Genomic DNA, 21,950 nt, shown 5'->3' with positions numbered 1-21,950 from the left:
CCCGCACGGGACAGGCCCAAACGGATTGCGGGTCAGCAGCAGCCCTTGCCCGGCAGGGTCCGCATGTTGCGCGCTTCCTTGCTGCGGGCGGCCAGCAGCTCGTCCGCCGGGTAGCCGACCTCCTCCAGGGTCAACCCGTGCGGCTTGACCACGTGCACGGAGGAATCCCGTACGGCCGCTTCCAGCACCTGCCCGGGCCACTCCACGGGCCGGTGCCCGTCGCCGACGTGCAGCAGGGCCCCCACGAGCGAGCGGACCATGTTGTGGCAGAAGGCGTCGGCGCGGACGGTCGCGGTCACGATCCCGTCCTCGGCCCGCTCCCAGCTGAGCTGCTGGAGCGTACGGATCGTCGTGGCGCCCTCGCGCTTCTTGCAGTACGCGGCGAAGTCGTGCTCGCCGAGCAGCGGGGCCGCCGCCCGGTTCATGGCGTCCACGTCCAGGGGCCACTGGTGCCACAGCACGTGCCCGCGGCGCAGCGGGTCGACGCCGCCCTGGTGGTCCCCCACGCGATAGGCGTAGCGGCGCCAGATGGCGGAGAAGCGCGCGTTGAAGCCCTCGGGGGCCTCGGCGACCTTCCACACCCGGATGTCGTGCGGCAGACGCCCGGCAAGGCGGCGCAGCAGCTTGTCGTGGTGCTCGGCCCACACCTCGTCGGCGATGTCGAACTGCGCGACCTGTCCGCGGGCGTGCACGCCCGCGTCCGTGCGTCCGGCCACGGTCAGCTCGACCGGGTCCTTCAGCCGCATCACGGTCTGCAGCGCGCTCTCCAGCTCGCCCTGGACGGTGCGCAGCGTGCGCTGCTTCGCCCAGCCCGAGAAGTCCTTGCCGTCGTACGACAGGTCCAGCCGCACCCGGACGTGCCCGGGCTCCACCTCGTCACTCACCCATGAATCCTCTCAGACATGCAGAACGGGCCCGCCCCACGAGGGGGCGGGCCCGTTCAGAGCCTTTTCAGCGTGATCCCGAAGCGGGATCAGGCCTCCTTGGTCTCCTCGGCGGCGGGAGCCTCGGCGGCCTCCGCCTCCTTCACGGCGCGCTTGGTGGCGGCCTCGGCCTCACCAGTGGCCTGCTGGGCGACCGTCAGGGCCTCGACCAGCTCGATCACGGCCATCGGGGCGTTGTCGCCACGACGGTTGCCGATCTTGGTGATGCGCGTGTAACCACCGGGGCGGTTCTCGTAGCGCGGGGCGATCTCGGTGAACAGCGTGTGCACGATGCTCTTGTCCGTGATCGTCTGCAGCACCAGGCGACGGTTGTGGATGTCGCCCTTCTTGGCCTTGGTGACCAGACGCTCGGCGTAGGGACGCAGGCGGCGGGCCTTGGCCTCGGTGGTGGTGATGCGGCCGTGCTCGAAGAGCGCCTTCGCGAGGTTCGCGAGCAGGTGCTTCTCGTGCGCGGCGGAGCCGCCCAGGCGGGCACCCTTAGCGGGACGCGGCATTGTTACTCCTTCAAATCTGCACCGGCCGTGTCAGGTACCGGAGTCAGTTCCCTCAAGCGGTCGCGAGAGGGTGGGTGCGGGGGGCGCGAGCCCCCCGCAAGCTTTCTCAGTACTGCTCGGTCTCGACGAAACCGGCGTCCGCGTCGTCGTCGGCGCCGAAGGCGTCGGCGGCGGCGGTCGGGTCGAATCCGGGCGGGCTGTCCTTGAGGGCCAGGCCCATGCCGGCCAGCTTCGCCTTGACCTCGTCGATCGACTTCGCACCGAAGTTGCGGATGTCGAGCAGGTCGGCCTCGGAGCGGGCGACGAGCTCACCCACGGAGTGGATGCCCTCGCGCTTGAGGCAGTTGTACGACCGAACGGTGAGCTCCAGCTCCTCGATCGGCAGCGCCAGGTCGGCGGCCAGGGCGGCGTCCGTCGGGGACGGGCCCATGTCGATGCCCTCGGCGTCGATGTTGAGCTCGCGGGCCAGACCGAACAGCTCGACCAGGGTCTTGCCGGCGGACGCCATGGCGTCGCGCGGGCGCATGGCCTGCTTGGTCTCGACGTCGACGATGAGCTTGTCGAAGTCGGTGCGCTGCTCGACTCGGGTCGCCTCGACCTTGTAGGTGACCTTGAGGACCGGGCTGTAGATGGAGTCGACCGGGATGCGGCCGATCTCCTGGCCCAGCTGCTTGTTCTGGACGGCGGAGACGTAGCCGCGACCGCGCTCGACGGTCAGCTCCATCTCCAGCTTGCCCTTGCCGTTGAGCGTGGCGAGGACCAGGTCCGGGTTGTGCACCTCGACACCGGCCGGGGGCGCGATGTCGGCGGCGGTGACCAGGCCGGGACCCTGCTTGCGCAGGTACATCACGACCGGCTCGTCGTGCTCCGAGGAGACGACCAGCTGCTTGATGTTCAGGATGATGTCGGTGACGTCTTCCTTCACACCCGGCACGGTCGTGAACTCGTGCAGGACGCCGTCCACGCGGATGCTGGTGACAGCGGCACCCGGGATCGAGGACAGGAGGGTGCGGCGCAGGGAGTTGCCGAGGGTGTAGCCGAAGCCCGGCTCCAGCGGCTCGATCACGAACCGCGAGCGGTACTCGTCGACGACCTCTTCGGTCAGCGAAGGACGCTGAGCGATAAGCATGTCTGTGTTCCTTCATTCGTGGACGCCCACTATTTGACGCCCGACGGGATGCCGTACCGGAGTACGGCTACTGCAAGGGTACGGGCGGCACGGCCCCCGAAGGGGTCGTACCGCCCGGACACTCAAAGACGCACAGGTGCGTCCGCTGCGTCAGACGCGGCGGCGCTTCGGCGGGCGGCAGCCGTTGTGCGGGGTGGGGGTGACGTCCTGGATCGAGCCGACCTCGAGGCCGGTGGCCTGCAGGGAGCGGATCGCGGTCTCGCGGCCGGAGCCCGGACCCTTCACGAAGACGTCGACCTTGCGCATGCCGTGCTCCTGCGCGCGACGGGCGGCCGACTCGGCGGCCATCTGCGCGGCGAAGGGGGTGGACTTGCGCGAGCCCTTGAAGCCGACGTGGCCGGCGGAGGCCCAGGAGATCACGTTGCCGGACGGGTCCGTGATCGAAACGATGGTGTTGTTGAACGTGCTCTTGATGTGGGCGTGCCCGTGAGCGACGTTCTTCTTTTCCTTGCGGCGCACCTTCTTGGCAGCGCCCTGACGACCCTTGGGGGGCATCTAAATCTCCTACGGGAGGTGGTCGGTCCTACAGCGCAAGACCGCTGAACAGGACTACTTCTTGCCCGGCTTCTTCTTACCGGCGATCGCGCGACGCGGGCCCTTGCGGGTACGCGCGTTGGTGCTGGTGCGCTGACCGTGCACCGGGAGGCCGCGACGGTGGCGGATACCCTGGTAGCACTGGATCTCGATCTTGCGGCGGATGTCGCCCTGGATCTCGCGGCGGAGGTCACCCTCGGTACGGAGGTTGGCGTCCACGTACTCGCGGATCTTGACGAGGTCCTCTTCGGCCAGGTCACGAACGCGGGTGTTCGGGTTCACGCCGGTGGAGGCGAGGATCTCCTTGGACCGGGTGCGCCCGATACCGAAGACGTAGGTGAGTGCGATCTCCACGCGCTTTTCGCGCGGGATGTCAACACCGGAAACGCGTGCCATTCAATGGCTCCTGTGTGTTCGGGGGTCTTCCGCAGAACCGATCCCGACCGCCGACCGCCCGAGTGGGTGGTGGTACGTCCGGGTCCCCGGCCCCCGCCGGAGGTGCCGCCGGCCCCGTGAAGGGCTGGGCGGGTTCTGCGTATGTACGTTTTTTCTTACGTCGCGCGAAGAACTGCGGAAGGCAGGTCGGTCGGCGTGCGTCAGCCCTGGCGCTGCTTGTGGCGCAGGTTGTCGCAGATGACCATGACCCGGCCGTGACGGCGGATCACCTTGCACTTGTCGCAGATCTTCTTGACGCTCGGCTTGACCTTCATGTTGGTGAGGTTCTCCGGGTCAGTGCCACCACCCGCACCGGGACGGATGCCCAGGCAGGAGTGAGAGCAAGATCTACTTGTATCGGTAGACGATCCGGCCACGCGTCAGGTCGTACGGAGACAGCTCCACAACGACCCGGTCATCAGGGAGGATGCGGATGTAGTGCATACGCATCTTGCCGCTGATGTGCGCGAGGACCTTGTGACCGTTCTGGAGTTCCACCTTGAACATGGCGTTCGGGAGGGACTCGATCACGGTGCCCTCGATTTCGATGGCACCTTGCTTCTTGGCCACGCTTCGCCTTTCGAATCGGCTACCTTGATCGGCCTCGCGCTTCGCCATGCAGACATGGATGTGCACGAGAGCCGACGAGTCAGTCTACGTCAGGGCACCCAGAAAGACGAATCCGGAAAGTTTGCCCCAGAGTCTAGATCATTAACCGAGGGGGTCCGGAGCGGTCGTCACTCCGTACTCCGCCAGCTTCGCCTTGCCGCAGTCCGGGCTGGTCAGGACGATCGGGCCGTCCTCCGTCAGGGCGATGGAGTGCTCCCAGTGCGAGGACCAGGTGCCGTCCGTGGTGATGACCGTCCAGTCGTCGGACAGCACCTCCGTCTGGGCGGTGCCCAGGGAGACCATCGGCTCGATCGCCAGGCAGAGGCCCGGGACCAGCTTGATCCCCTTGCCCCGCTTGCGCGAGACGTAGTTCAGCAGGTGGGGGTCCATGTGCATCTCGGACCCGATGCCGTGGCCGCCGTAGTCCTCGATGATCCCGAACTTGCCGAGGCTGTGCTCACCGGTGGAGGGGCGGGGCTGGCGCTTGATGTACGACTCGATCGCCTTCGAGATGTCCACGAGGCGGTTGCCGAGCTTCATGGCGGCGATACCGGCCCACATGGACTCCTCGGTCACCCGGGACAGCTCGACCAGCTCCGGAGCGTGACCGGTGCCCACGAAGGCCGTGTAGGCGGCGTCACCGTGCCAGCCGTCCACGATCGCGCCGGCGTCGATCGAGATGATGTCGCCGTCCTTGAGGACGGTCTTGTCGTCGGGGATGCCGTGGACGACGACCTCGTTGACCGAGGTGCAGATCGTCGCGGGGAAACCGCCGTAACCGAGGAAGTTCGACTTCGCACCGGCGTCGGCGATGACCTTGCGGGCCACCATGTCCAGATCCCGCGTCGTGGCGCCCGGCACCGCGGCCTCACGGGTCGCCGCGTGGATCGCGGCGACGACCAGCCCAGCCTCGCGCATCTTCGCGATCTGCTCGGGGGTCTTGATCTGAACCATGAAACGGACCTTCCACCTTCGGAACCTGGACTTCTCAACAGTACGGCCGCGATGCCCTGGGGACATCGCGGCCGTACCTGCACTGCAAGGGGAACTACTTCTTCAGAGCGTCCATGGCGCGCTGGGTGATCTCCTGCACCTCGCCGAGGGCGGAGATGGTGACCAGCAGGCCCTGCTCCTTGTAGTAGTCGATGATCGGCTCGGTCTGCGTGTGGTAGACCTCCAGCCGGTTGCGAACCGTCGACTCGGAGTCGTCGTCGCGCTGGTACAGCTCGCCGCCGCAGGTGTCGCAGACACCGTCGACCTTCGGCGCCGCGTACGTGACGTGGAAGACGTGCGAGGAGTCGTTGCGGCAGATCCGGCGACCGGCGATGCGCTTGACGACCTCGTCCTCCTCGACCTCCAGGTCGAGGACGGCGTCCAGCTTCATGCCCTCGGCCTTCAGCATGACGTCGAGCGCCTCGGCCTGGGAGACGTTGCGCGGGAAGCCGTCGAGCAGGAAGCCGTTGACGGCGTCCGGCTGCTCCATGCGGTCCTTGGCCATGCCGATGGTGATCTCGTCGGGGACGAGGTCACCGGCGTCCATGAACGCCTTGGCGCGGCGGCCCAGCTCGGTGCCCTGGCTGATGTTGGCCCGGAACAGGTCGCCCGTGGAGATGTGCGGGATGGACAGGTTCTTGGCAAGGAACGCGGCCTGCGTTCCCTTGCCGGCACCGGGCGGTCCGACGAGGACGATTCGCATCAGCGGAGGAACCCTTCGTAATTACGCTGCTGGAGCTGGCTCTCGATCTGCTTCACGGTTTCCAGACCCACACCCACGATGATCAGGATGCTCGTTCCACCGAAGGGGAAGTTCTGGTTCGCTCCGAAGCCGGCCAACGCCATCGTCGGCACAAGAGCGATGAGACCCAGGTACAGCGACCCCGGCCAGGTGATCCGGTTGAGCACGTAGCTCAGGTACTCGGCAGTGGGTCGACCCGCACGGATACCCGGGATGAACCCACCATACTTCTTCATGTTGTCTGCAACTTCCTCGGGGTTGAAGGAAATCGCCACGTAGAAGAACGCGAAGAAGACAATCAGGAGGAAGTACGCCGCGATGTAGTACGGGTGGTCGCCCTTGACGAAGTGCTTCTGGATCCAGGTGGCCCAGCCCGCCTGGGATCCGCTGAACTGAACGATCAGTGCGGGGATGTAGAGCAGCGACGAGGCGAAGATGACGGGAATCACACCCGCCTGGTTCACCTTGAGCGGGATGTAGGTGGACGTACCGCCGTACGCGCGGCGACCGATCATGCGCTTCGCGTACTGGACCGGGATCCGGCGCTGGGCCTGCTCGACGAAGACCACCAGGGCCACCATCGCGAGGCCGACGAGGATCACGACACCGAACTCGACCCAACCGTCGGCGATCTTGCCCTGGAGCTTGATCTGCCAGAGGGCGCCGATGAAGCCGGCGGCGATCGAGATGAACATGAGGATCGACATGCCGTTGCCGATGCCGCGGTCGGTGACGAGCTCACCGAGCCACATGACGACACAGGTACCGGCGGTCATCGTGATGACCATGACGATCGTGGTGAAGATGGACCGGTCCGGGACGATCTGGCTGGCGACCTGGCAACCCTGGAACAGGGCGCCGGTGCGGGCGGTGGCGACGAGGCCGGTGCCCTGCAGGATCGCGAGTGCGACCGTCAGATAGCGCGTGTACTGAGTGATCTTCGCCGTGCCGGACTGTCCCTCTTTCTTGAGGTTCTCCAGCTTCGGGATGACCACGGTCAGCAGCTGCAGGATGATGCTCGCCGTGATGTACGGCATGATGCCGAGCGCAAAGATCGTGATCTGCAGCAGCGCGCCGCCGCTGAACATGTTGACGAGACCGAACAGCCCATTGCTGCTGCCGGCCTGCTCAACGCAGATCTGTACGTTCTTGTAGCTCACGCCGGGTACCGGGATGTGGGACCCGAGCCGGAACAGCACGATGATGCCGAGCGTGAAGAGCAGCTTCTTGCGCAGGTCGGGCGTCTTGAACGCCCGGGCGAACGCGGTGAGCACGGTGCCTCCTGCGACCCCCGCGCTACTGCGTCAGAGGTGACGGTCTGAGGGATCGACGTATACGACAAAGCAAAGGTGCACGCCACCTTACCGGCGAGTGTGCCCCCCGTGGAACGACCAACCGGGGATGCCCCATATGTGAGGCATCCCCGGTCGGGTTTCGAGCTATTTAGTCACTTGATCGTCTTAGACGAGCTCGGTGACAGAGCCGCCGGCAGCGGCAATCTTCTCCTTGGCGGAGGCGGAAACGGCGTCAACCGAAACCGTCAGCGCCACGGAGATCTCGCCCTGGCCCAGGACCTTGACGAGGCTGTTCTTGCGAACCGCGCCCTTGGCGACCAGGTCGGCCACCGTGACCTCTCCACCCTCGGGGTAGAGGGCACCGAGCTTGTCCAGGTTGACAACCTGGAACTCGGTGCGGAACGGGTTCTTGAAGCCCTTCAGCTTCGGCAGGCGCATGTGGAGGGGCATCTGCCCACCCTCGAAGCGCTGCGGAACCTGGTAGCGGGCCTTCGTACCCTTGGTACCACGACCAGCCGTCTTACCCTTCGACGCCTCACCGCGACCCACACGGGTCTTCGCGGTCTTGGCACCGGGGGCGGGACGGAGGTTGTGAGCCTTCAGCGGGCTGTTCTCAGCCATGATTAGTCAACCTCCTCAACCGTCACGAGGTGGCGGACGGTGTGCACCATTCCGCGGAACTCGGGGCGGTCCTCCTTGACGACCACGTCGTTCAGGCGCTTGAGCCCGAGCGAACGCAGGGTGTCGCGGTGGTTCTGCTTGCTGCCGATGTACGACTTCGTCTGCGTGATCTTGAGGCGGGCCATTACGCAGCACCCGCCCCGGCACGCGCACGAAGCAGAGCCGCGGGGGCGACGTCCTCGAGGGGCAGACCACGGCGAGCCGCGATCTCCTCGGGACGCTGCAGGCCCTTCAGGGCCTCCACGGTCGCGTGCACGATGTTGATCGCGTTGTCGGAGCCGAGCGACTTCGACAGGATGTCGTGAACGCCGGCGCACTCCAGAACGGCGCGCACCGGGCCACCGGCGATAACACCGGTACCGGGGGAAGCAGGCTTCAGCAGGACGACGCCCGCCGCCTTCTCACCCTGGATCGGGTGCGGGATGGTGCCCTGGATGCGCGGAACCTTGAAGAAGTTCTTCTTGGCTTCCTCGACACCCTTGGCAATGGCCGCGGGAACTTCCTTGGCCTTGCCGTAACCGACACCTACGGTGCCGTCACCGTCACCCACCACGACGAGCGCGGTGAAGCTGAAGCGACGACCACCCTTGACAACCTTGGCGACACGGTTGATCGCGACAACGCGCTCAACGTAAGCGGTCTTCTCGGCGGCAGGGCCACCGTCGCGACCCTTCCGGTCCCGCCGCTCGCCGCCACCGGCACCGCTGCCGCGGCGCTGGGGTCCAGCCATTGGATTACCTCTCTCTGTTACGTCCGTGAGTCCCGGAACCGGGGCTTAGAACTTCAGCCCGGCTTCGCGGGCGGCGTCAGCCAGAGCGGCAATGCGCCCGGCGTATCGGTTGCCACCGCGGTCGAACACGACGGTCTCGACACCCGCAGCCTTGGCACGCTCGGCGACGAGCGCGCCGACAGCCTGGGCCTGGGCGCTCTTGTCGCCTTCGCCACCGCGGATCGAAGCGTCCAGGGTCGACGCGGACGCCAGGGTGTGGCCCTGGAGGTCGTCGATGACCTGAGCAACGATGTTGCGGTTCGAACGCGTCACGACGAGGCGCGGACGCTCCGCCGTACCCGAGACGTTCTTGCGGATGCGGATGTGGCGGCGAGCCTTGGCAGCGCGCTTGTACGCGTCGCCCTTGGCGATCTTCACACCGTATGCCATGGCTACTTACCAGCCTTTCCGACCTTGCGGCGGATGACCTCGCCGGCGTACTTGACACCCTTGGCCTTGTACGGGTCGGGCTTCCGCAGCTTGCGGATGTTGGCGGCGACCTCGCCGACCTTCTGCTTGTCGATGCCCTCGACCGAGAACTTGGTGGGCGACTCGACCTTGAACGAGATGCCCTCGGGCGCCTCGATCAGGATCGGGTGGCTGTAACCAAGCTGGAACTCCAGAGCGGAGCCCTTCGCGGCGACGCGGTAACCGACACCGCTGATCTCGAGAGCCTTGACGTATCCCGTGGTCACACCGGTGATCATGTTCGCCACCAGCGTGCGGGACAGGCCGTGCAGGGCCTTGTTCTGACGCTCGTCGTTCGGGCGGATGACGTTCAGAACGCCTTCCTCACCCTTGGCGACAGCGATGGGCGCAGCGACGGTGTGCGTGAGGGAACCCTTGGGGCCCTTCACGACGACCGTACGGCCATCGATGGTGACGTCCACGCCGGCGGGAACCGGGATGGGGAGCTTGCCGATACGAGACATAGCTTTTCCTCCGTTCCCGACTACCAGACGTAGGCGAGGACTTCCCCACCCACGCCCTTCTTGCCTGCCTGCTGACCGGTCAGGAGACCGTGGGACGTGGAGATGATCGCCACGCCCAGGCCGCCGAGGACCTTCGGCAGGTTGGTGGACTTCGCGTACACGCGCAGACCGGGCTTCGAGATCCGCTTGATGCCCGCGATGGAGCGCTCACGGTTCGGCCCGAACTTCAGCTCGAGGACGAGGTTCTTGCCGACCTCGGCGTCCTCGACCTTCCAGCCGGTGATGAAACCCTCCTGCTTGAGGATCTCCGCGATGTGCGACTTGATCTTGCTGTGCGGCATCACGACGGAGTCGTGGTACGCCGAGTTAGCGTTACGCAGACGCGTGAGCATGTCTGCGATCGGGTCAGTCATGGTCATGAAGTGGCCTTCGGCCTCTCTCGCCGGGGTTTCCTGTATGCGCCATCCCTCTCCCCACTCAGTGGCGGGACGGGTGCGGTGCGGGGACCTACGGCGTAGTAAGTCGATAGGGCGGCGGACGCCCAACCCCACAAGCCTACGGCATGCGGGCAGGGCGGTCCGCCGACCTGATGCTTACCGAGAGCGTCTGAAAAACCTCAACACCCAAAGGGCGGGAGGATTTACCAGGAGCTCTTGGTCACGCCCGGCAGCTCGCCACGGTGAGCCATCTCACGAAGGCAGACGCGGCAGAGGCCGAACTTGCGGTACACGGAGTGGGGACGACCGCAGCGCTGGCAGCGGGTGTACGCACGCACACCGAACTTGGGCTTGCGGGCAGCCTTCGCGATGAGAGCCTTCTTCGCCATCTCGCTTACGCCTCCTTGAAGGGGAAGCCGAGGTGACGGAGGAGCGCGCGGCCCTCAGCGTCGTTGGTCGCCGTGGTGACCACGGTGATGTCCATACCCCGGGTACGGTCGATCTTGTCCTGGTCGATCTCGTGGAACATGACCTGCTCCGTGAGACCGAAGGTGTAGTTGCCACGGCCGTCGAACTGCTTCGGCGACAGACCACGGAAGTCGCGGATACGCGGCAGCGCGAGCGACAGCGTACGGTCCAGGAACTCCCACATGCGGTCACCACGGAGGGTGACGTGGCAGCCGATCGGCTGACCCTCGCGCAGCTTGAACTGCGCGATGGACTTGCGGGCCTTCGTGACGGCCGGCTTCTGACCGGTGATCGTCGTCAGGTCGCGGATGGCACCGTCGATCAGCTTCGAGTCACGGGCGGCGTCGCCGACACCCATGTTCACGACGATCTTGACGAGGCCGGGGATCTGCATGACGTTCTCGTAGGAGAACTCCTCACGCAGCTTGCCCGCGATGTCCTCGCGGTACTTCGTCTTCAGACGCGGAGTGGTAGCCATCAGATGTCCTCACCCGTGCGCTTGGCAACGCGGATCTTGTTGCCTTCGTCGTCGAAGCGGTAACCGACGCGGGTGACGACCTTCTTGCCGTCCTTCTCCACGACCAGCTGCACGTTGCTCACGTGGACCGGGGCCTCGGTGATGACGATGCCACCGGCCTGGTTCTGCGCGGCCTTGGTGTGCTTCTTGACCCGGTTGACACCCTCGACGAGGACGCGGTTCTCAGCGGGGAAGGCAACGATGACCTTGCCCTGCTTGCCCTTGTCCTTACCGGTGATGACCTGGACCAGGTCGCCCTTCTTGATCTTCATGCTTACAGCACCTCCGGCGCGAGCGAGATGATCTTCATGAACTTCTTCTCGCGCAGCTCACGGCCCACGGGGCCGAAGATACGGGTGCCGCGAGGGTCGCCGTCGTTCTTCAGAATGACGGCGGCGTTCTCGTCGAAGCGGATGTACGAGCCGTCCTGGCGGCGGCGCTCCTTGACGGTGCGAACGATGACCGCCTTGACGACGTCACCCTTCTTCACGTTGCCACCGGGGATCGCGTCCTTGACGGTGGCGACGATGACGTCACCGATGCCCGCGTAGCGGCGACCGGAGCCACCGAGAACACGGATGCAAAGGATCTCCTTGGCACCAGTGTTGTCGGCGACACGCAGTCGCGACTCCTGCTGGATCACGTCTATCTCCTGTTTGTCTGCCGGTTCCCGGCGGGGGCCTCACACTCCGAAGAGCGGTGGCCCCCACCGAGCCTGGCGGAACGAATCCGAGGGAAACCCCTCAGATAATTACTTGGCCTTCTCGAGGATCTCGACGATGCGCCAGCGCTTGCTCGCCGACAGCGGACGCGTCTCCATGATGAGGACGCGGTCGCCGACGCCGGCAGCGTTCTGCTCGTCGTGCGCCTTGAGCTTGTTGGTACGGCGGATGACCTTGCCGTACAGCGCGTGCTTCACGCGGTCCTCGACGGCGACGACGACGGTCTTGTCCATCTTGTCGCTGACGACCAGACCCTCACGGGTCTTGCGGAAACCGCGCTCGGTCTTCTCAGTCACGTTGTTCTCGCTCATCAGGCGCTCTCCACCGTCTCGATACCGAGCTCACGCTCGTGCATCAGGGTGTAGATGCGAGCGATGTCCTTACGGACGGACTTGAGCCGGCCGTTGTTCTCCAGCTGACCGGTGGCCGCCTGGAAACGGAGCTTGAACAGCTCCTCCTTGGCCTCGCGCAGCTTGGCAACGAGCTCCTCGTTGCCGAGCTCGCGGAGCTCGGACGCCTTGGTTCCCGTCGCCATCACGACTCACCTGCCTCGCGCTTGACGATGCGGCACTTCATCGGCAGCTTGTGGGCCGCACGAGTGAGAGCCTCACGCGCAATCTTCTCGTTCGGGTAGGACAGCTCGAACATGACCCGACCCGGGTGCACGTTCGCGATCCACCACTCCGGCGAACCCTTACCGGAACCCATGCGGGTCTCGGCAGGCTTCTTCGTGAGCGGACGGTCCGGGTAGATGTTGATCCAGACCTTGCCGCCACGCTTGATGTGACGGGTCATCGCGATACGAGCGGACTCGATCTGACGGTTCGTCACGTAGGCGGGGGTAAGCGCCTGAATGCCGTACTCGCCGAACGAGACCTCGGTACCGCCCTTGGCCATACCGCTGCGCTTCGGGTGGTGCTGCTTGCGGTGCTTGACCCTACGAGGGATCAGCATGACGGTCAGGCCTCCGTTCCGGTGCTCTCGGCCGGAGCGGCGGCGGGAGCCTCGGCCTTGGGGGCCTCGACACCAGCAGCCTGCTGCGGCTTGCGGCCACCACGGCCGCCGCGCTCGCCACCACGGCCACCACGGCCGGCGGGACGGTCGCCAGCGCCGGCACCACGGGCCGGGCGGTTACCCGCACGGGCCGCAGCGTTCTCGGCGCGAACCTCGGCGATGTTCTTGACGTCGCCCTTGTAGATCCAGACCTTCACACCGATACGGCCGAAGGTGGTCTTGGCCTCGAAGAAGCCGTAGTCCACGTTCGCGCGCAGCGTGTGCAGCGGCACACGACCCTCGCGGTAGAACTCGGAGCGGGACATCTCGGCGCCGCCGAGACGGCCGCCACACTGGATCTTGATGCCCTTGGCGCCGGCCTTCATGGTGCCCTGCATGCTCTTGCGCATGGCACGACGGAAGGAGACGCGGGAGGAGAGCTGCTCGGCAACGGCCTGGGCAACGAGCTGAGCGTCGAGCTCGGGGTTCTTGACCTCGAGGATGTTCAGCTGGACCTGCTTGCCCGTGAGCTTCTCGAGGTCACCGCGGATGCGGTCGGCCTCGGCGCCACGGCGGCCGATGACGATGCCGGGACGGGCGGTGTGGATGTCCACACGCACGCGGTCACGGGTGCGCTCGATCTCAACCTTCGAGATGCCGGCGCGCTCCATGCCGGACGTCATCATCCGACGGATGGCGACGTCTTCCTTGACGTAGTCCTTGTACAGCTTGTCGGCGTACCAGCGGGACTTGAAGTCCGTGGTGATGCCGAGTCGGAACCCGTGCGGGTTTACCTTCTGGCCCATTACCGGGAACCTTCCTTGCTGCTGACGACCACGGTGATGTGGCTGGTCCGCTTGCGGATCCGGTAGGCACGGCCCTGGGCACGCGGACGGAACCGCTTCAGGGTCGGGCCCTCGTCCACGTACGCCTCGCTGATGACCAGCGTGGAGGCGTCCGGGTGGTTGTAGTTGTGCGCGGCGTTGGCGATGGCGCTGTCCAGCACCTTGCCGACCGGCACGCTCGCGGCCTGCGGGGCGAAACGCAGGACCGCCTGAGCCTCCGTGGCATCCATGCCACGGATAAGGTCCACCACGCGGCGGGCCTTCATGGGCGTGACGCGGATGTACCGCGCCTGGGCCCTGGCTTCCATGGTTGTCCCTTCGGTGTAAGTCATAGTCGTAACCACCCCGCGATTAGCGGCGCTTCGACTTCCGGTCGTCCTTGACGTGGCCGCGGAAGGTGCGAGTCGGCGAGAACTCGCCGAGCTTGTGGCCGACCATCGACTCGGTGACGAACACCGGGACGTGGGTCTTGCCGTTGTGCACCGCGATGGTGTGACCCAGCATGGCCGGGATGATCATCGAGCGACGGGACCAGGTCTTGATGACGTTCTTGGTACCAGCTTCGTTCTGAGCGTCCACCTTCTTCACGAGGTGGTCGTCGACGAAGGGTCCCTTCTTGAGACTGCGCGGCATCTAAACCCGCTCCTAGCGCTTCTTGTTCGTCTTGCGGCGGCGGACGATGTACTTGCTCGAAGCCTTCTTCGGCGAGCGAGTACGACCCTCCTTCTGACCCCACGGGGAGACCGGGTGGCGACCACCGCTGGTCTTGCCCTCACCACCACCGTGCGGGTGGTCAACCGGGTTCATCGCGACACCGCGGACGGTCGGGCGAACGCCCTTCCAGCGCATGCGGCCGGCCTTGCCCCAGTTGATGTTCGACTGCTCGGCGTTGCCGACCTCGCCGACCGTGGCGCGGCAGCGCGCGTCGACGAGACGGATCTCACCGGACGGCATGCGGAGGTGGGCCATCACGCCCTCCTTCGCGAGCAGCTGCACGGAGGCACCAGCCGAACGCGCGAACTTGGCGCCGCCACCGGGGCGGAGCTCGATCGCGTGGATCGTGGTACCGACCGGGATGTTGCGGAGCGCGAGGTTGTTGCCCGGCTTGATGTCGGCCGTCGGGCCGTTCTCAATCCGGTCACCCTGCTGCAGACCGCGCGGCGCGATGATGTAGCGCTTCTCGCCGTCGGCGTAGTGCAGCAGCGCGATGCGCGCGGTGCGGTTGGGGTCGTACTCGATGTGCGCGACCTTGGCCGGCACGCCGTCCTTGTCGTGACGACGGAAGTCGATCACGCGGTAGGCGCGCTTGTGGCCACCGCCCTGGTGGCGAACGGTCACACGACCGGTGTTGTTACGGCCGCCCTTGCTGTGCAGGGGGCGGACCAGCGACTTCTCCGGCGTGGACCGCGTGATCTCGACAAAGTCGGCGACGCTGGAGCCACGACGGCCCGGGGTCGTCGGCTTGTACTTGCGGATACCCATTTCTCAGTCCTCGTCCGATTCCGGACGACTAGACCTCCGTTAGGAGGCCTGGCCGCCGAAGATGTCGATACGGTTGCCCTCGGCAAGGGTCACGATGGCGCGCTTGGTGTTGGCGCGCTTGCCGAAACCGGTCTTGGTGCGCTTGCGCTTACCCTGACGGTTGATCGTGTTGACCCCGGTGACCTTGACCGAGAAGACCGCCTCGACGGCCTGCTTGATCTGGGTCTTGTTGGCGCCGGGCGCGACGATGAACGTGTACTTGTTCTCGTCCAGCAGCGCGTAGCTCTTCTCCGAGACGACCGGCTTGATCAGCAGGTCGCGCGGGTCGGTGAAGGTCTTGCTGGTAACGGTCGCCTCAGACATCAGGCGTCGCTCCCTTCGGTCTCATCGGCCTTGGGGCCAGACACGAAGGACTCGAAAGCGGCCTGGGTGAAGACCACGTCGTCAGAGACGATCACGTCGTACGTGTTCAGCTGGCCCGGCTCCAGGATGTGAACCTGGGGCAGGTTGCGGGCGGACAGCCACGAGGCCTCTTCGCTGCGGTCGACGACCAGGAGCAGGTTCTTGCGCTCCGAGATCTTGCCGAACAGCGTCTTGGCGGCCTTGGTGGAGGCGGCACCCTCGACCACGCCGGTGACGACGTGGATGCGGGAGTGACGCGCACGGTCCGAGAGGGCACCGCGGAGGGCGGCGGCCTTCATCTTCTTCGGGGTCCGCTGCGAGTAGTCACGCGGCACGGGGCCGTGGACGACGCCACCGCCGGCGAACTGCGGAGCGCGGGTCGAACCCTGACGGGCGCGGCCGGTGCCCTTCTGGCGGTACGGCTTGCGGCCACCACCACGGACTTCGCCACGGGTCTTGGTCTTGTGCGTGCCCTGACGGGCAGCAGCCAGCTGAGCGACGACGACCTGGTGGATCAGCGGAACGCTGGTCTTCGCGTCGAAGATCTCCGCGGGGAGCTCGACGGTACCGGCCTTGTCGCCTGCCGGCGAAAGGATGTCAATGGTGCTCATTACCTCAAGCCCCCTTGGCCGCGGTACGGACCAGGACGAGGCCGCCGTTCGGACCGGGGACCGCACCCTTGATGAGGAGCAGACCCTTCTCCGCGTCAACCGCGTGGATGGTCAGGTTCTGGGTGGTGACGCGCTCGTTACCCATGCGACCGGCCATGCGCATGCCCTTGAAGACACGCCCAGGGGTGGCGCAGCCACCGATCGAACCGGGGGAGCGGTGCTTGCGCTGCACACCGTGACCGGCGCCGAGGCCCCGGAAGTTGTGGCGCTTCATGACACCGGCGAAGCCCTTGCCCTTGCTGTTGCCCGTGACGTCAACCTTGACGCCGGACTCGAACACCTCGGCAGTGATCTCCTGGCCGAGCGTGTACTCGCTGGCGTCGGAGGTGCGGAGCTCCACCAGGTGGCGGCGGGGGGTCACGTCAGCCTTGGCGAAGTGGCCCTTGAGGGGCTTGTTCACCTTGCGCGGGTCGATCTCGCCGAAGGCGATCTGGACCGACTCGTAGCCGTCGATGTCGTTCGTACGGACCTGGGTAACGACGCAGGGTCCGGCCTTGACCACGGTCACCGGGACGACACGGTTGTTCTCGTCCCAGACCTGGGTCATGCCGAGCTTCTCGCCCAGGACGCCCTTGATCTGCTTTGCCATCTTCTCGACGCCTCTCAGAGCTTGATCTCGATGTCGACGCCGGCCGGAAGGTCCAGGCGCATCAGCGAGTCAACGGTCTTGGGCGTCGGGTCGAGGATGTCGATCAGGCGCTTGTGCGTGCGCATCTCGAAGTGCTCGCGCGAGTCCTTGTACTTGTGCGGCGACTTGATGACGCAGTACACGTTCTTCTCAGTGGGCAGCGGCACCGGGCCCGCGACCGACGCACCAGTGCGGGTCACCGTCTCGACGATCTTCTTCGCCGAGGAGTCGATGACCTCGTGGTCGTAGGCCTTGAGCCGGATGCGGATCTTCTGTCCCGCCATGGCTACTCCGTAGTCCTGTCTCTATGTGGAAACGCTCTGGCCCTCGGTCGGCTGCAGGACTGGATCCTGCGGCTTCTCTCCGACCCACGCGGTCGGGCGTGTCGCACACCCTCTACAGAAAATTCCCATACGGAAATTCCCTCGTCCAAGGGGGTGCGGTCCCTGTGACCGCGCTTCGGGGGAGAAACACCCACCGAGTGCCTGGTGGGCACCGTGCTGACACTTCCCAGAAGATTCCCGTACGTCCGCCCTCATTGCTGCCCCGAGAGGCAGATTAAGGACGACGAGTACTGTGGGACTCGCTTCCGGTCCTCCCGGCGGGAGGCGCGCAGCATCGGCACTCAGCCGAGCAACTTGAGTAGTCTGCCATACGAGGCACGTACCTGGCCAATCGGGCCGAAGAGAATACCCCGCCACGCGTACGCGTCAAACTACGCCGCGCGACGGGGCCCCTGGTCAGGACCGGGACAGCGTCCCGCAGCCCTCTTGGCTGTCGGCGCCGATGGCCTTGCTCCTGTCGTACGGGTCCACGGGCGTCCCGGAAGGCGTCGGTCCGCTGCCGACCGGGTCCGAGAAGAACGACGGGTGCACGTAGCCGTCGTACCGGTCACAGGCGTTGTTGCCGATGTCGCGCTGGTAGTGCGTGAGCATCAGCCGGCCGGGGGTCCCCCGCCACTTGCTCAGGTCGGCGATCGAGAAGGTGGCTTCGCGCCGCACGATGGTCCGCGCGACGTCCTCCGGGTTCCCCTTGATCTTCACGAAGGGGTGGACGAAGGAGTAGTCGACCTTGATGTCGGCCATTCCGGGCTTCTGCCCCGCCTCCACCCACATCCGGCCCCGCACCTTGACCACGTCGCCCACGGGCTTCAGCTCGGCCGGGTCGTACCGGGTGAACAGGTTCAGCGGGTCCCGCTCCCGCGTCGGCTTGGCGTATGCCTCGTCCAGCTCCTTCATCAGCTCGTCCTGCTCCGGGTCCAGCAGCTTCAGCGCCGCCTCCGGACGACCGCCGCGCAGGGTCGCGGGATCCAGGTTGGCCGCGACCAGGAACTGCTTCGCCTTCGCCAGCGCGTCCGCGACCTGCTCCTGGGAGAACCCTCCGACGGCCGTCGCCTCCGGGAGCTCGATGCCGGCGGCGCCATCGGCCCACTGGAGCGCCGGGGAGCCGCGGAAAGGTTCCTTCAGGGTCGGGCGGTCGGGGTCCGCCGAGGCCGGCGGGGCGGTCGGGCGCCCGGTCTCCGGGGCCAGTGGGCCCGCGTGATCGGCGTCCTCCCGGGCCCGGGTCTTGCCCGTCACCTTGTCGATCACCAGCTCCGGCCGCATGGCGATCAGCGCGACCCCTGCGATGAGGACGATGGCCAGGGCGGCCTTGAGCCGCCTCCCCCGCCGGCCGCGGCCCCGCATCTCCTGCCACGCCGGGCCGGTGCGCCATCCCGGCGGGTCCTGCCGGCCCCGCAGCCGCTCGGTCACCATCCGCGCCCGCGCGGACGGTTCCTTCGGCGCGTCGCCCTCCCCCGCCGCGGCCTGCTCCATGAACCGGGCCCACTCCTCGTCGGAGGGACTGCGCCCGGCTCGCCCGTCTTCGTCGTTCCTGCTCATTCCCCACCCTGTCCGTGAGCGTGCGAGAGGCTCCACACCTTGCGGTGTGGAGCCTCTCACCTGCTGATTCATCGCATTAGATCACTTGTGGACATAGCCGGTGAGCTGCGCGAGGAGGTCCACGGGACCGGAGTGGTCGCGGAAGCCGGCCTTCAGCCGCGCCGCCAGACCACGTACTCGTTCTTGCCCTCGCGGACGTCCCGGTCGACGTGCCAGCCGGCCGGGGCATTGCGCCAGCTGTCGGTGGCGGGGGCCTTCTTGTCGTAGAGGGCGAGCACGGCCACGTTGGCCTCGGCCGGAGGTGCGTCCTTCGTGAGCAGGAAGCGGGTCCAGACCCGACCGTCGAGCACCATGTAGGACGTCGTCATCCGGATCTCCCACCGGACGTCGTCGTCCATGACCAGTCGGTCTCCCGGGCGGATGCCGGCCTTCTCGATGAATCCGGTGCCGTCGTCCAGCCGGTCCGCCACGAACTCCTTGTTGACGTGGTCGGTCACGGTGACGGTCGCGAAGGCGCCGAACGCCACCAGCACCACACCGACGACGCCGGTGGCGAGACCCGCCCGGCGGTCGCCGCCGAGCAGGCGCAGCAGCATCACCACGGCGAACACGCCCAAGGCGACCGCGGTGACGAACGCCGCGTGGAAGCTGTCCCAGCCCTTCCCGATGAGGCTGGTGAGGAAGGTGGCGTCGGGCAGGCCCCACAGGACGAAGAACCACTCGCCCCACTGCTTGCTCGCCATGTGGAGCAGGGCCGCCGCGAGGGCCAGCACGACGCCGCCCCCGGCCACGGCGAGCGCGATCGTGTTCTTCCGGCCGCGCACGTGGTACAGCGCGGCCACCGCGGCGAGCAGGTACGCCGGGACCAACAGGGAGAGGTAGCGGGCGTAGACGACGGTGTCGATGCGGTGGTCGTTGGGCAGGCCCGCGGCCGCCGCCAGTGCGATGCCGCCCAGCAGCGCGACCATCAGGAAGGCCACCACGCGGTTGGCCGGGGTGAAGCGGGAGCTGAGGACCGCGCAGACGCAGACCACCAGGGCCACCGCACCCAGGCCCCAGGTGGACGTGAGGAAGTACCAGAGGTGGCCGATCATCCGCATGATGGTGCGGCGCAGCAGGTGGGGGTTCCCGAGCGTCTCGAACACGGCGTTGCCGACCTGGCTCGGCGCGGCGCCGTCGATCTGGGAGATCATCCAGGTGGTCATGAGCTGCTTGAGCACGAACATGACGGCCAGCAGGGCGAGCGCCGAGGCGGCGGCGATCCGCGGTGCCCGGCCCAGGACCAGGGCCACGAGCAGCACCAGGCCCGTCAGCGCGACGATCACACCGCCGCGGTCGTGGGTGAGCAGGCAGTATCCGGCGGCGAAGGCGCCCAGCAGCGCGAACAGGACGCGGCGCTTCTTGGCGCCCTCGGAGAACAGGCCGTGCACGCCGATCAGCCACGCCAGGATCAGGACCGGCAGCGGGGTGTCCGCCATGGCGTACTGCGAGTAGAAGACCACCGGGGGGACGACCGTCACCAGGGTGGCACCGATGTACGCGATCGGCCTGGAGACGTCCAGCCGGCGCAGCCCCCAGTACGCCAGGGGCAGCACCAGGCAGCTGATCAGGGCGTTCGTGCCCATGACCAGGTGGTAGGCGAGGACCGGGTCCTGGGTGAGGCGCAGGGCCGGCGAGATGAGCAGGGAGTAGCCGGCGGGGATGACCTGGTCGTTGGGAATCGAGGTGGTCGGCCTGCCGGCCAGGATCCTGGCCATCACCAGGTACATCGACTCGTCGGGGTTGGCCGTCGGGAAGTCCTGCTTGGTGACCAGCGACAGCCGGAACAGCACGTTGAGCACGTAGCCCAGGGCCAGCGCCGACGGCACCACGACCCGGGCTCGCCACCGGCGCGTCACCGGGGGGCCGTCGGCCGAGGACTCCTCGGCCGACAGGTCGCTCTCCGGGCCGGCGGGGGACAGGGGTGCCAGTCGTGTCATGACAGGTCAGACTTCCGTGAGGTGTCCGTTGGGTACCGGTGCGGCGGTGCGGCGCGGCACGGCGCCGCGCAGGGTCAGCAGCATCGTGCCGGCGGTGGCCAGAGAACCGATCGCGTAGGCGAGACCCACGCGCAGCGCGATGTCGCCGGGCACCACCGTGATCCCGATCAGCACGACGGTGCCGAGCACCCAGCACACCAGCTGGGCGCGGTGCTTGTGCAGCACCATCTGGGCCTGGCCGAGCACCATGGCGAGCATGTAGGCGGTCGTCCCGAGGGCGAACCACAGGAAGTCGACGTGGCCGAGCCGGCCGGGCGCGGCGCCGAACAGGACCTCGATCAGCCAGGGTCCGATCAGTACGGCCGGCACGCCGCCGACGACGCCGAGGCCGAGGACCACCGCGCACGCCTTGCGGAGCATCCGGGAGAAGCCCTGGTGGTCACCGCCGGCCACCACGGTGGACAGACCGGAGAGCAGCGAGGCCTGGAGCGAGCCGAAGACGAACAGCGGCACCCGGGCCAGGACCAGGGCGCTGAGCAGAGCGGCGATCAGTTCGGTGCGGGTCGGTTCGAAGAGCTGGGTGCTCATCACCGCCGCGTTGACCACGACCTGGGCGAGCAGGGTGGAAGCGGTCAGCGGGCCGAGGCCGCGGACCAGCTCTCCGGTGGCGATCGGGCCGCCGGGCCGGGCCCCGCGCAGGGTCGGGACCAGCGTGACCAACAGGGCGATGAACGGCGCCACGACGAGGATCAGGCTGAAGGCGAGCGCCGAGTGCAGGCCGGCGGCGGCGCAGGCGAAGGCCATCGCGATCCGCAGGCCGCCGTCCACCGCGAGCTGGGACCCGTACGCGGTGAAGCTGCGGGTGCCGGCCAGGACGCCCCGGGTGAGGTAGCACAACGCCATCGCGGCGAAGGCCGCGCCGAGCACGGCGACCAGTTGGCGGTCGCCCTGGAACAGCCGGTCCGCGATCGGCCCGGCGAAGAGGGCGAGGGCTCCGAGGACCACGGCGAGGATGCCCGCGGTGAGCAGCCCCGCCTTCCGGAGCACCGGCGCGGCTCCCTCGTCGCGGACGGCGCGGGCGGCGACGATCCGGGTGAGCTCCTGCTCGATCGGGAAGAACAGGCCGATCCCGACGGACATCACCAGGGTCCACAGCACGGAGACCCCGGCCATGTGGGCCGTGGTGAGGCTGTGTCCGGCCACCGCGAGGTGGATGTAGGAGGCGGCGCCGAGCACAGCGGTGCCCCCCGCGACCATGGCGGTCCCGGGGGGCAGGGCCTTGAGCAGTTTCGCGATCGGGTTCATACAA

General features: G+C 67.0%; 34 protein-coding genes. All 34 read right to left on the bottom strand.

Features of this window, described 5'->3' with window-relative positions; genetic code table 11:
• Nucleotides 1-32: 32 nt before the first annotated feature.
• Nucleotides 33-884: a tRNA pseudouridine(38-40) synthase TruA gene (gene truA / locus ACFYZL_RS01790; protein WP_384585716.1), complete on the bottom strand. Its 852-nt coding sequence runs from the start codon at nucleotides 882-884 to the stop codon at nucleotides 33-35.
• A gap of 89 nt (nucleotides 885-973) precedes the next feature.
• Nucleotides 974-1,438, bottom strand: a complete 465-nt coding sequence (gene rplQ, locus ACFYZL_RS01785; RefSeq protein WP_215023458.1) for a 50S ribosomal protein L17 — start codon at nucleotides 1,436-1,438, stop codon at nucleotides 974-976.
• 106 nt (nucleotides 1,439-1,544) lie between these two features.
• Nucleotides 1,545-2,567, bottom strand: coding sequence for a DNA-directed RNA polymerase subunit alpha (locus tag ACFYZL_RS01780; RefSeq protein ID WP_007265920.1), 1,023 nt, complete (start codon nucleotides 2,565-2,567; stop codon nucleotides 1,545-1,547).
• A 150-nt stretch (nucleotides 2,568-2,717) separates the two neighbouring features.
• Nucleotides 2,718-3,122: a 30S ribosomal protein S11 gene (gene rpsK, locus ACFYZL_RS01775; protein WP_003956432.1), complete on the bottom strand. Its 405-nt coding sequence runs from the start codon at nucleotides 3,120-3,122 to the stop codon at nucleotides 2,718-2,720.
• A gap of 54 nt (nucleotides 3,123-3,176) precedes the next feature.
• Nucleotides 3,177-3,557: a 30S ribosomal protein S13 gene (rpsM, locus tag ACFYZL_RS01770; RefSeq protein ID WP_007265919.1), complete on the bottom strand. Its 381-nt coding sequence runs from the start codon at nucleotides 3,555-3,557 to the stop codon at nucleotides 3,177-3,179.
• A gap of 200 nt (nucleotides 3,558-3,757) precedes the next feature.
• Nucleotides 3,758-3,871, bottom strand: a complete 114-nt coding sequence (gene rpmJ / locus ACFYZL_RS01765; RefSeq protein WP_003956441.1) for a 50S ribosomal protein L36 — start codon at nucleotides 3,869-3,871, stop codon at nucleotides 3,758-3,760.
• Between the two features lie 73 nt (nucleotides 3,872-3,944).
• Nucleotides 3,945-4,166, bottom strand: coding sequence for a translation initiation factor IF-1 (infA, locus tag ACFYZL_RS01760; protein WP_003956442.1), 222 nt, complete (start codon nucleotides 4,164-4,166; stop codon nucleotides 3,945-3,947).
• A gap of 141 nt (nucleotides 4,167-4,307) precedes the next feature.
• Nucleotides 4,308-5,159 carry a type I methionyl aminopeptidase gene (gene map, locus ACFYZL_RS01755; protein ID WP_384585721.1) on the bottom strand — a complete coding sequence of 284 codons (852 nt, stop codon included), beginning with the start codon at nucleotides 5,157-5,159 and terminating at the stop codon, nucleotides 4,308-4,310.
• A gap of 94 nt (nucleotides 5,160-5,253) precedes the next feature.
• Entirely contained in the window at nucleotides 5,254-5,901 is a 648-nt protein-coding gene (locus tag ACFYZL_RS01750) for an adenylate kinase (RefSeq protein ID WP_388675192.1), read from the bottom strand.
• Entirely contained in the window at nucleotides 5,901-7,214 is a 1,314-nt protein-coding gene (gene secY, locus ACFYZL_RS01745; protein WP_384745033.1) for a preprotein translocase subunit SecY, read from the bottom strand. The genes ACFYZL_RS01750 and secY overlap by 1 nt, the downstream gene beginning before the upstream one ends.
• A 186-nt stretch (nucleotides 7,215-7,400) precedes the next feature.
• Complete coding sequence (gene rplO, locus ACFYZL_RS01740; RefSeq protein ID WP_042812339.1) at nucleotides 7,401-7,856, bottom strand: 50S ribosomal protein L15; 456 nt, start codon at nucleotides 7,854-7,856, stop codon at nucleotides 7,401-7,403.
• A gap of 2 nt (nucleotides 7,857-7,858) precedes the next feature.
• On the bottom strand, nucleotides 7,859-8,041 hold the full coding sequence (gene rpmD / locus ACFYZL_RS01735) for a 50S ribosomal protein L30 (RefSeq protein ID WP_005313525.1): 183 nt from the start codon (nucleotides 8,039-8,041) through the stop codon (nucleotides 7,859-7,861).
• Nucleotides 8,041-8,646 carry a 30S ribosomal protein S5 gene (gene rpsE, locus ACFYZL_RS01730; RefSeq protein ID WP_384745032.1) on the bottom strand — a complete coding sequence of 202 codons (606 nt, stop codon included), beginning with the start codon at nucleotides 8,644-8,646 and terminating at the stop codon, nucleotides 8,041-8,043. Before rpsE ends, rpmD begins: the two co-directional genes overlap by 1 nt.
• 45 nt (nucleotides 8,647-8,691) lie before the next feature.
• Nucleotides 8,692-9,075, bottom strand: a complete 384-nt coding sequence (gene rplR / locus ACFYZL_RS01725; protein ID WP_030026334.1) for a 50S ribosomal protein L18 — start codon at nucleotides 9,073-9,075, stop codon at nucleotides 8,692-8,694.
• A 2-nt stretch (nucleotides 9,076-9,077) separates the two neighbouring features.
• Nucleotides 9,078-9,617, bottom strand: a complete 540-nt coding sequence (gene rplF / locus ACFYZL_RS01720; RefSeq protein ID WP_384745030.1) for a 50S ribosomal protein L6 — start codon at nucleotides 9,615-9,617, stop codon at nucleotides 9,078-9,080.
• 20 nt (nucleotides 9,618-9,637) lie between these two features.
• Nucleotides 9,638-10,036 carry a 30S ribosomal protein S8 gene (gene rpsH / locus ACFYZL_RS01715; protein ID WP_008739698.1) on the bottom strand — a complete coding sequence of 133 codons (399 nt, stop codon included), beginning with the start codon at nucleotides 10,034-10,036 and terminating at the stop codon, nucleotides 9,638-9,640.
• 221 nt (nucleotides 10,037-10,257) lie between these two features.
• Nucleotides 10,258-10,443, bottom strand: a complete 186-nt coding sequence (locus ACFYZL_RS01710; protein ID WP_003956452.1) for a type Z 30S ribosomal protein S14 — start codon at nucleotides 10,441-10,443, stop codon at nucleotides 10,258-10,260.
• A 5-nt stretch (nucleotides 10,444-10,448) separates the two neighbouring features.
• A complete protein-coding gene (gene rplE, locus ACFYZL_RS01705; RefSeq protein WP_030154702.1) occupies nucleotides 10,449-11,000 on the bottom strand; it encodes a 50S ribosomal protein L5 in 552 nt (183 codons plus the stop codon).
• Nucleotides 11,000-11,311 (bottom strand): 50S ribosomal protein L24, encoded by a 312-nt coding sequence (gene rplX, locus ACFYZL_RS01700; protein ID WP_150258782.1) that lies wholly within the window; start codon nucleotides 11,309-11,311, stop codon nucleotides 11,000-11,002. The genes rplE and rplX overlap by 1 nt, the downstream gene beginning before the upstream one ends.
• Nucleotides 11,312-11,313: 2 nt before the next feature.
• On the bottom strand, nucleotides 11,314-11,682 hold the full coding sequence (rplN, locus tag ACFYZL_RS01695; RefSeq protein ID WP_003956455.1) for a 50S ribosomal protein L14: 369 nt from the start codon (nucleotides 11,680-11,682) through the stop codon (nucleotides 11,314-11,316).
• Nucleotides 11,683-11,790: 108 nt separating this feature from the next.
• On the bottom strand, nucleotides 11,791-12,072 hold the full coding sequence (rpsQ, locus tag ACFYZL_RS01690; RefSeq protein WP_030008467.1) for a 30S ribosomal protein S17: 282 nt from the start codon (nucleotides 12,070-12,072) through the stop codon (nucleotides 11,791-11,793).
• Complete coding sequence (gene rpmC / locus ACFYZL_RS01685) at nucleotides 12,072-12,296, bottom strand: 50S ribosomal protein L29 (RefSeq protein WP_079429299.1); 225 nt, start codon at nucleotides 12,294-12,296, stop codon at nucleotides 12,072-12,074. The genes rpsQ and rpmC overlap by 1 nt, the downstream gene beginning before the upstream one ends.
• Nucleotides 12,296-12,715, bottom strand: coding sequence for a 50S ribosomal protein L16 (gene rplP, locus ACFYZL_RS01680; protein WP_150258780.1), 420 nt, complete (start codon nucleotides 12,713-12,715; stop codon nucleotides 12,296-12,298). Before rplP ends, rpmC begins: the two co-directional genes overlap by 1 nt.
• A 5-nt stretch (nucleotides 12,716-12,720) precedes the next feature.
• On the bottom strand, nucleotides 12,721-13,560 hold the full coding sequence (rpsC, locus tag ACFYZL_RS01675) for a 30S ribosomal protein S3 (protein WP_363060139.1): 840 nt from the start codon (nucleotides 13,558-13,560) through the stop codon (nucleotides 12,721-12,723).
• On the bottom strand, nucleotides 13,560-13,907 hold the full coding sequence (gene rplV, locus ACFYZL_RS01670; RefSeq protein ID WP_007265904.1) for a 50S ribosomal protein L22: 348 nt from the start codon (nucleotides 13,905-13,907) through the stop codon (nucleotides 13,560-13,562). Before rplV ends, rpsC begins: the two co-directional genes overlap by 1 nt.
• A 43-nt stretch (nucleotides 13,908-13,950) precedes the next feature.
• A complete protein-coding gene (gene rpsS / locus ACFYZL_RS01665) occupies nucleotides 13,951-14,232 on the bottom strand; it encodes a 30S ribosomal protein S19 (RefSeq protein WP_249767356.1) in 282 nt (93 codons plus the stop codon).
• Between the two features lie 12 nt (nucleotides 14,233-14,244).
• A complete protein-coding gene (rplB, locus tag ACFYZL_RS01660; RefSeq protein WP_007265902.1) occupies nucleotides 14,245-15,081 on the bottom strand; it encodes a 50S ribosomal protein L2 in 837 nt (278 codons plus the stop codon).
• A gap of 39 nt (nucleotides 15,082-15,120) precedes the next feature.
• The gene (gene rplW, locus ACFYZL_RS01655) at nucleotides 15,121-15,444 is read right to left on the bottom strand and encodes a 50S ribosomal protein L23 (protein ID WP_007265901.1); all 324 of its coding nucleotides are present in this window, start codon (nucleotides 15,442-15,444) and stop codon (nucleotides 15,121-15,123) included.
• Nucleotides 15,444-16,094 carry a 50S ribosomal protein L4 gene (gene rplD / locus ACFYZL_RS01650; protein WP_384745026.1) on the bottom strand — a complete coding sequence of 217 codons (651 nt, stop codon included), beginning with the start codon at nucleotides 16,092-16,094 and terminating at the stop codon, nucleotides 15,444-15,446. Before rplD ends, rplW begins: the two co-directional genes overlap by 1 nt.
• Before the next feature lie 4 nt (nucleotides 16,095-16,098).
• Nucleotides 16,099-16,743 (bottom strand): 50S ribosomal protein L3, encoded by a 645-nt coding sequence (gene rplC, locus ACFYZL_RS01645; RefSeq protein WP_007265899.1) that lies wholly within the window; start codon nucleotides 16,741-16,743, stop codon nucleotides 16,099-16,101.
• A gap of 14 nt (nucleotides 16,744-16,757) precedes the next feature.
• The gene (gene rpsJ, locus ACFYZL_RS01640) at nucleotides 16,758-17,066 is read right to left on the bottom strand and encodes a 30S ribosomal protein S10 (protein WP_003948644.1); all 309 of its coding nucleotides are present in this window, start codon (nucleotides 17,064-17,066) and stop codon (nucleotides 16,758-16,760) included.
• 456 nt (nucleotides 17,067-17,522) lie between these two features.
• A complete protein-coding gene (locus ACFYZL_RS01635) occupies nucleotides 17,523-18,662 on the bottom strand; it encodes a hypothetical protein (protein WP_388675182.1) in 1,140 nt (379 codons plus the stop codon).
• A 152-nt stretch (nucleotides 18,663-18,814) separates the two neighbouring features.
• On the bottom strand, nucleotides 18,815-20,641 hold the full coding sequence (locus ACFYZL_RS01630; RefSeq protein ID WP_384745022.1) for a phospholipid carrier-dependent glycosyltransferase: 1,827 nt from the start codon (nucleotides 20,639-20,641) through the stop codon (nucleotides 18,815-18,817).
• Between the two features lie 6 nt (nucleotides 20,642-20,647).
• Entirely contained in the window at nucleotides 20,648-21,946 is a 1,299-nt protein-coding gene (locus ACFYZL_RS01625; RefSeq protein ID WP_384745021.1) for a lipopolysaccharide biosynthesis protein, read from the bottom strand.
• Between the last annotated feature and the right edge of the window lie 4 nt (nucleotides 21,947-21,950).

The sequence above is a fragment of the Streptomyces sp. NPDC001717 genome (assembly GCF_042892775.1).
Taxonomy (GTDB): domain Bacteria; phylum Actinomycetota; class Actinomycetes; order Streptomycetales; family Streptomycetaceae; genus Streptomyces.
The sequence above is the reverse complement of the archived record's forward strand: the minus strand, read 5'-3'. Positions and strand labels throughout refer to the sequence as shown.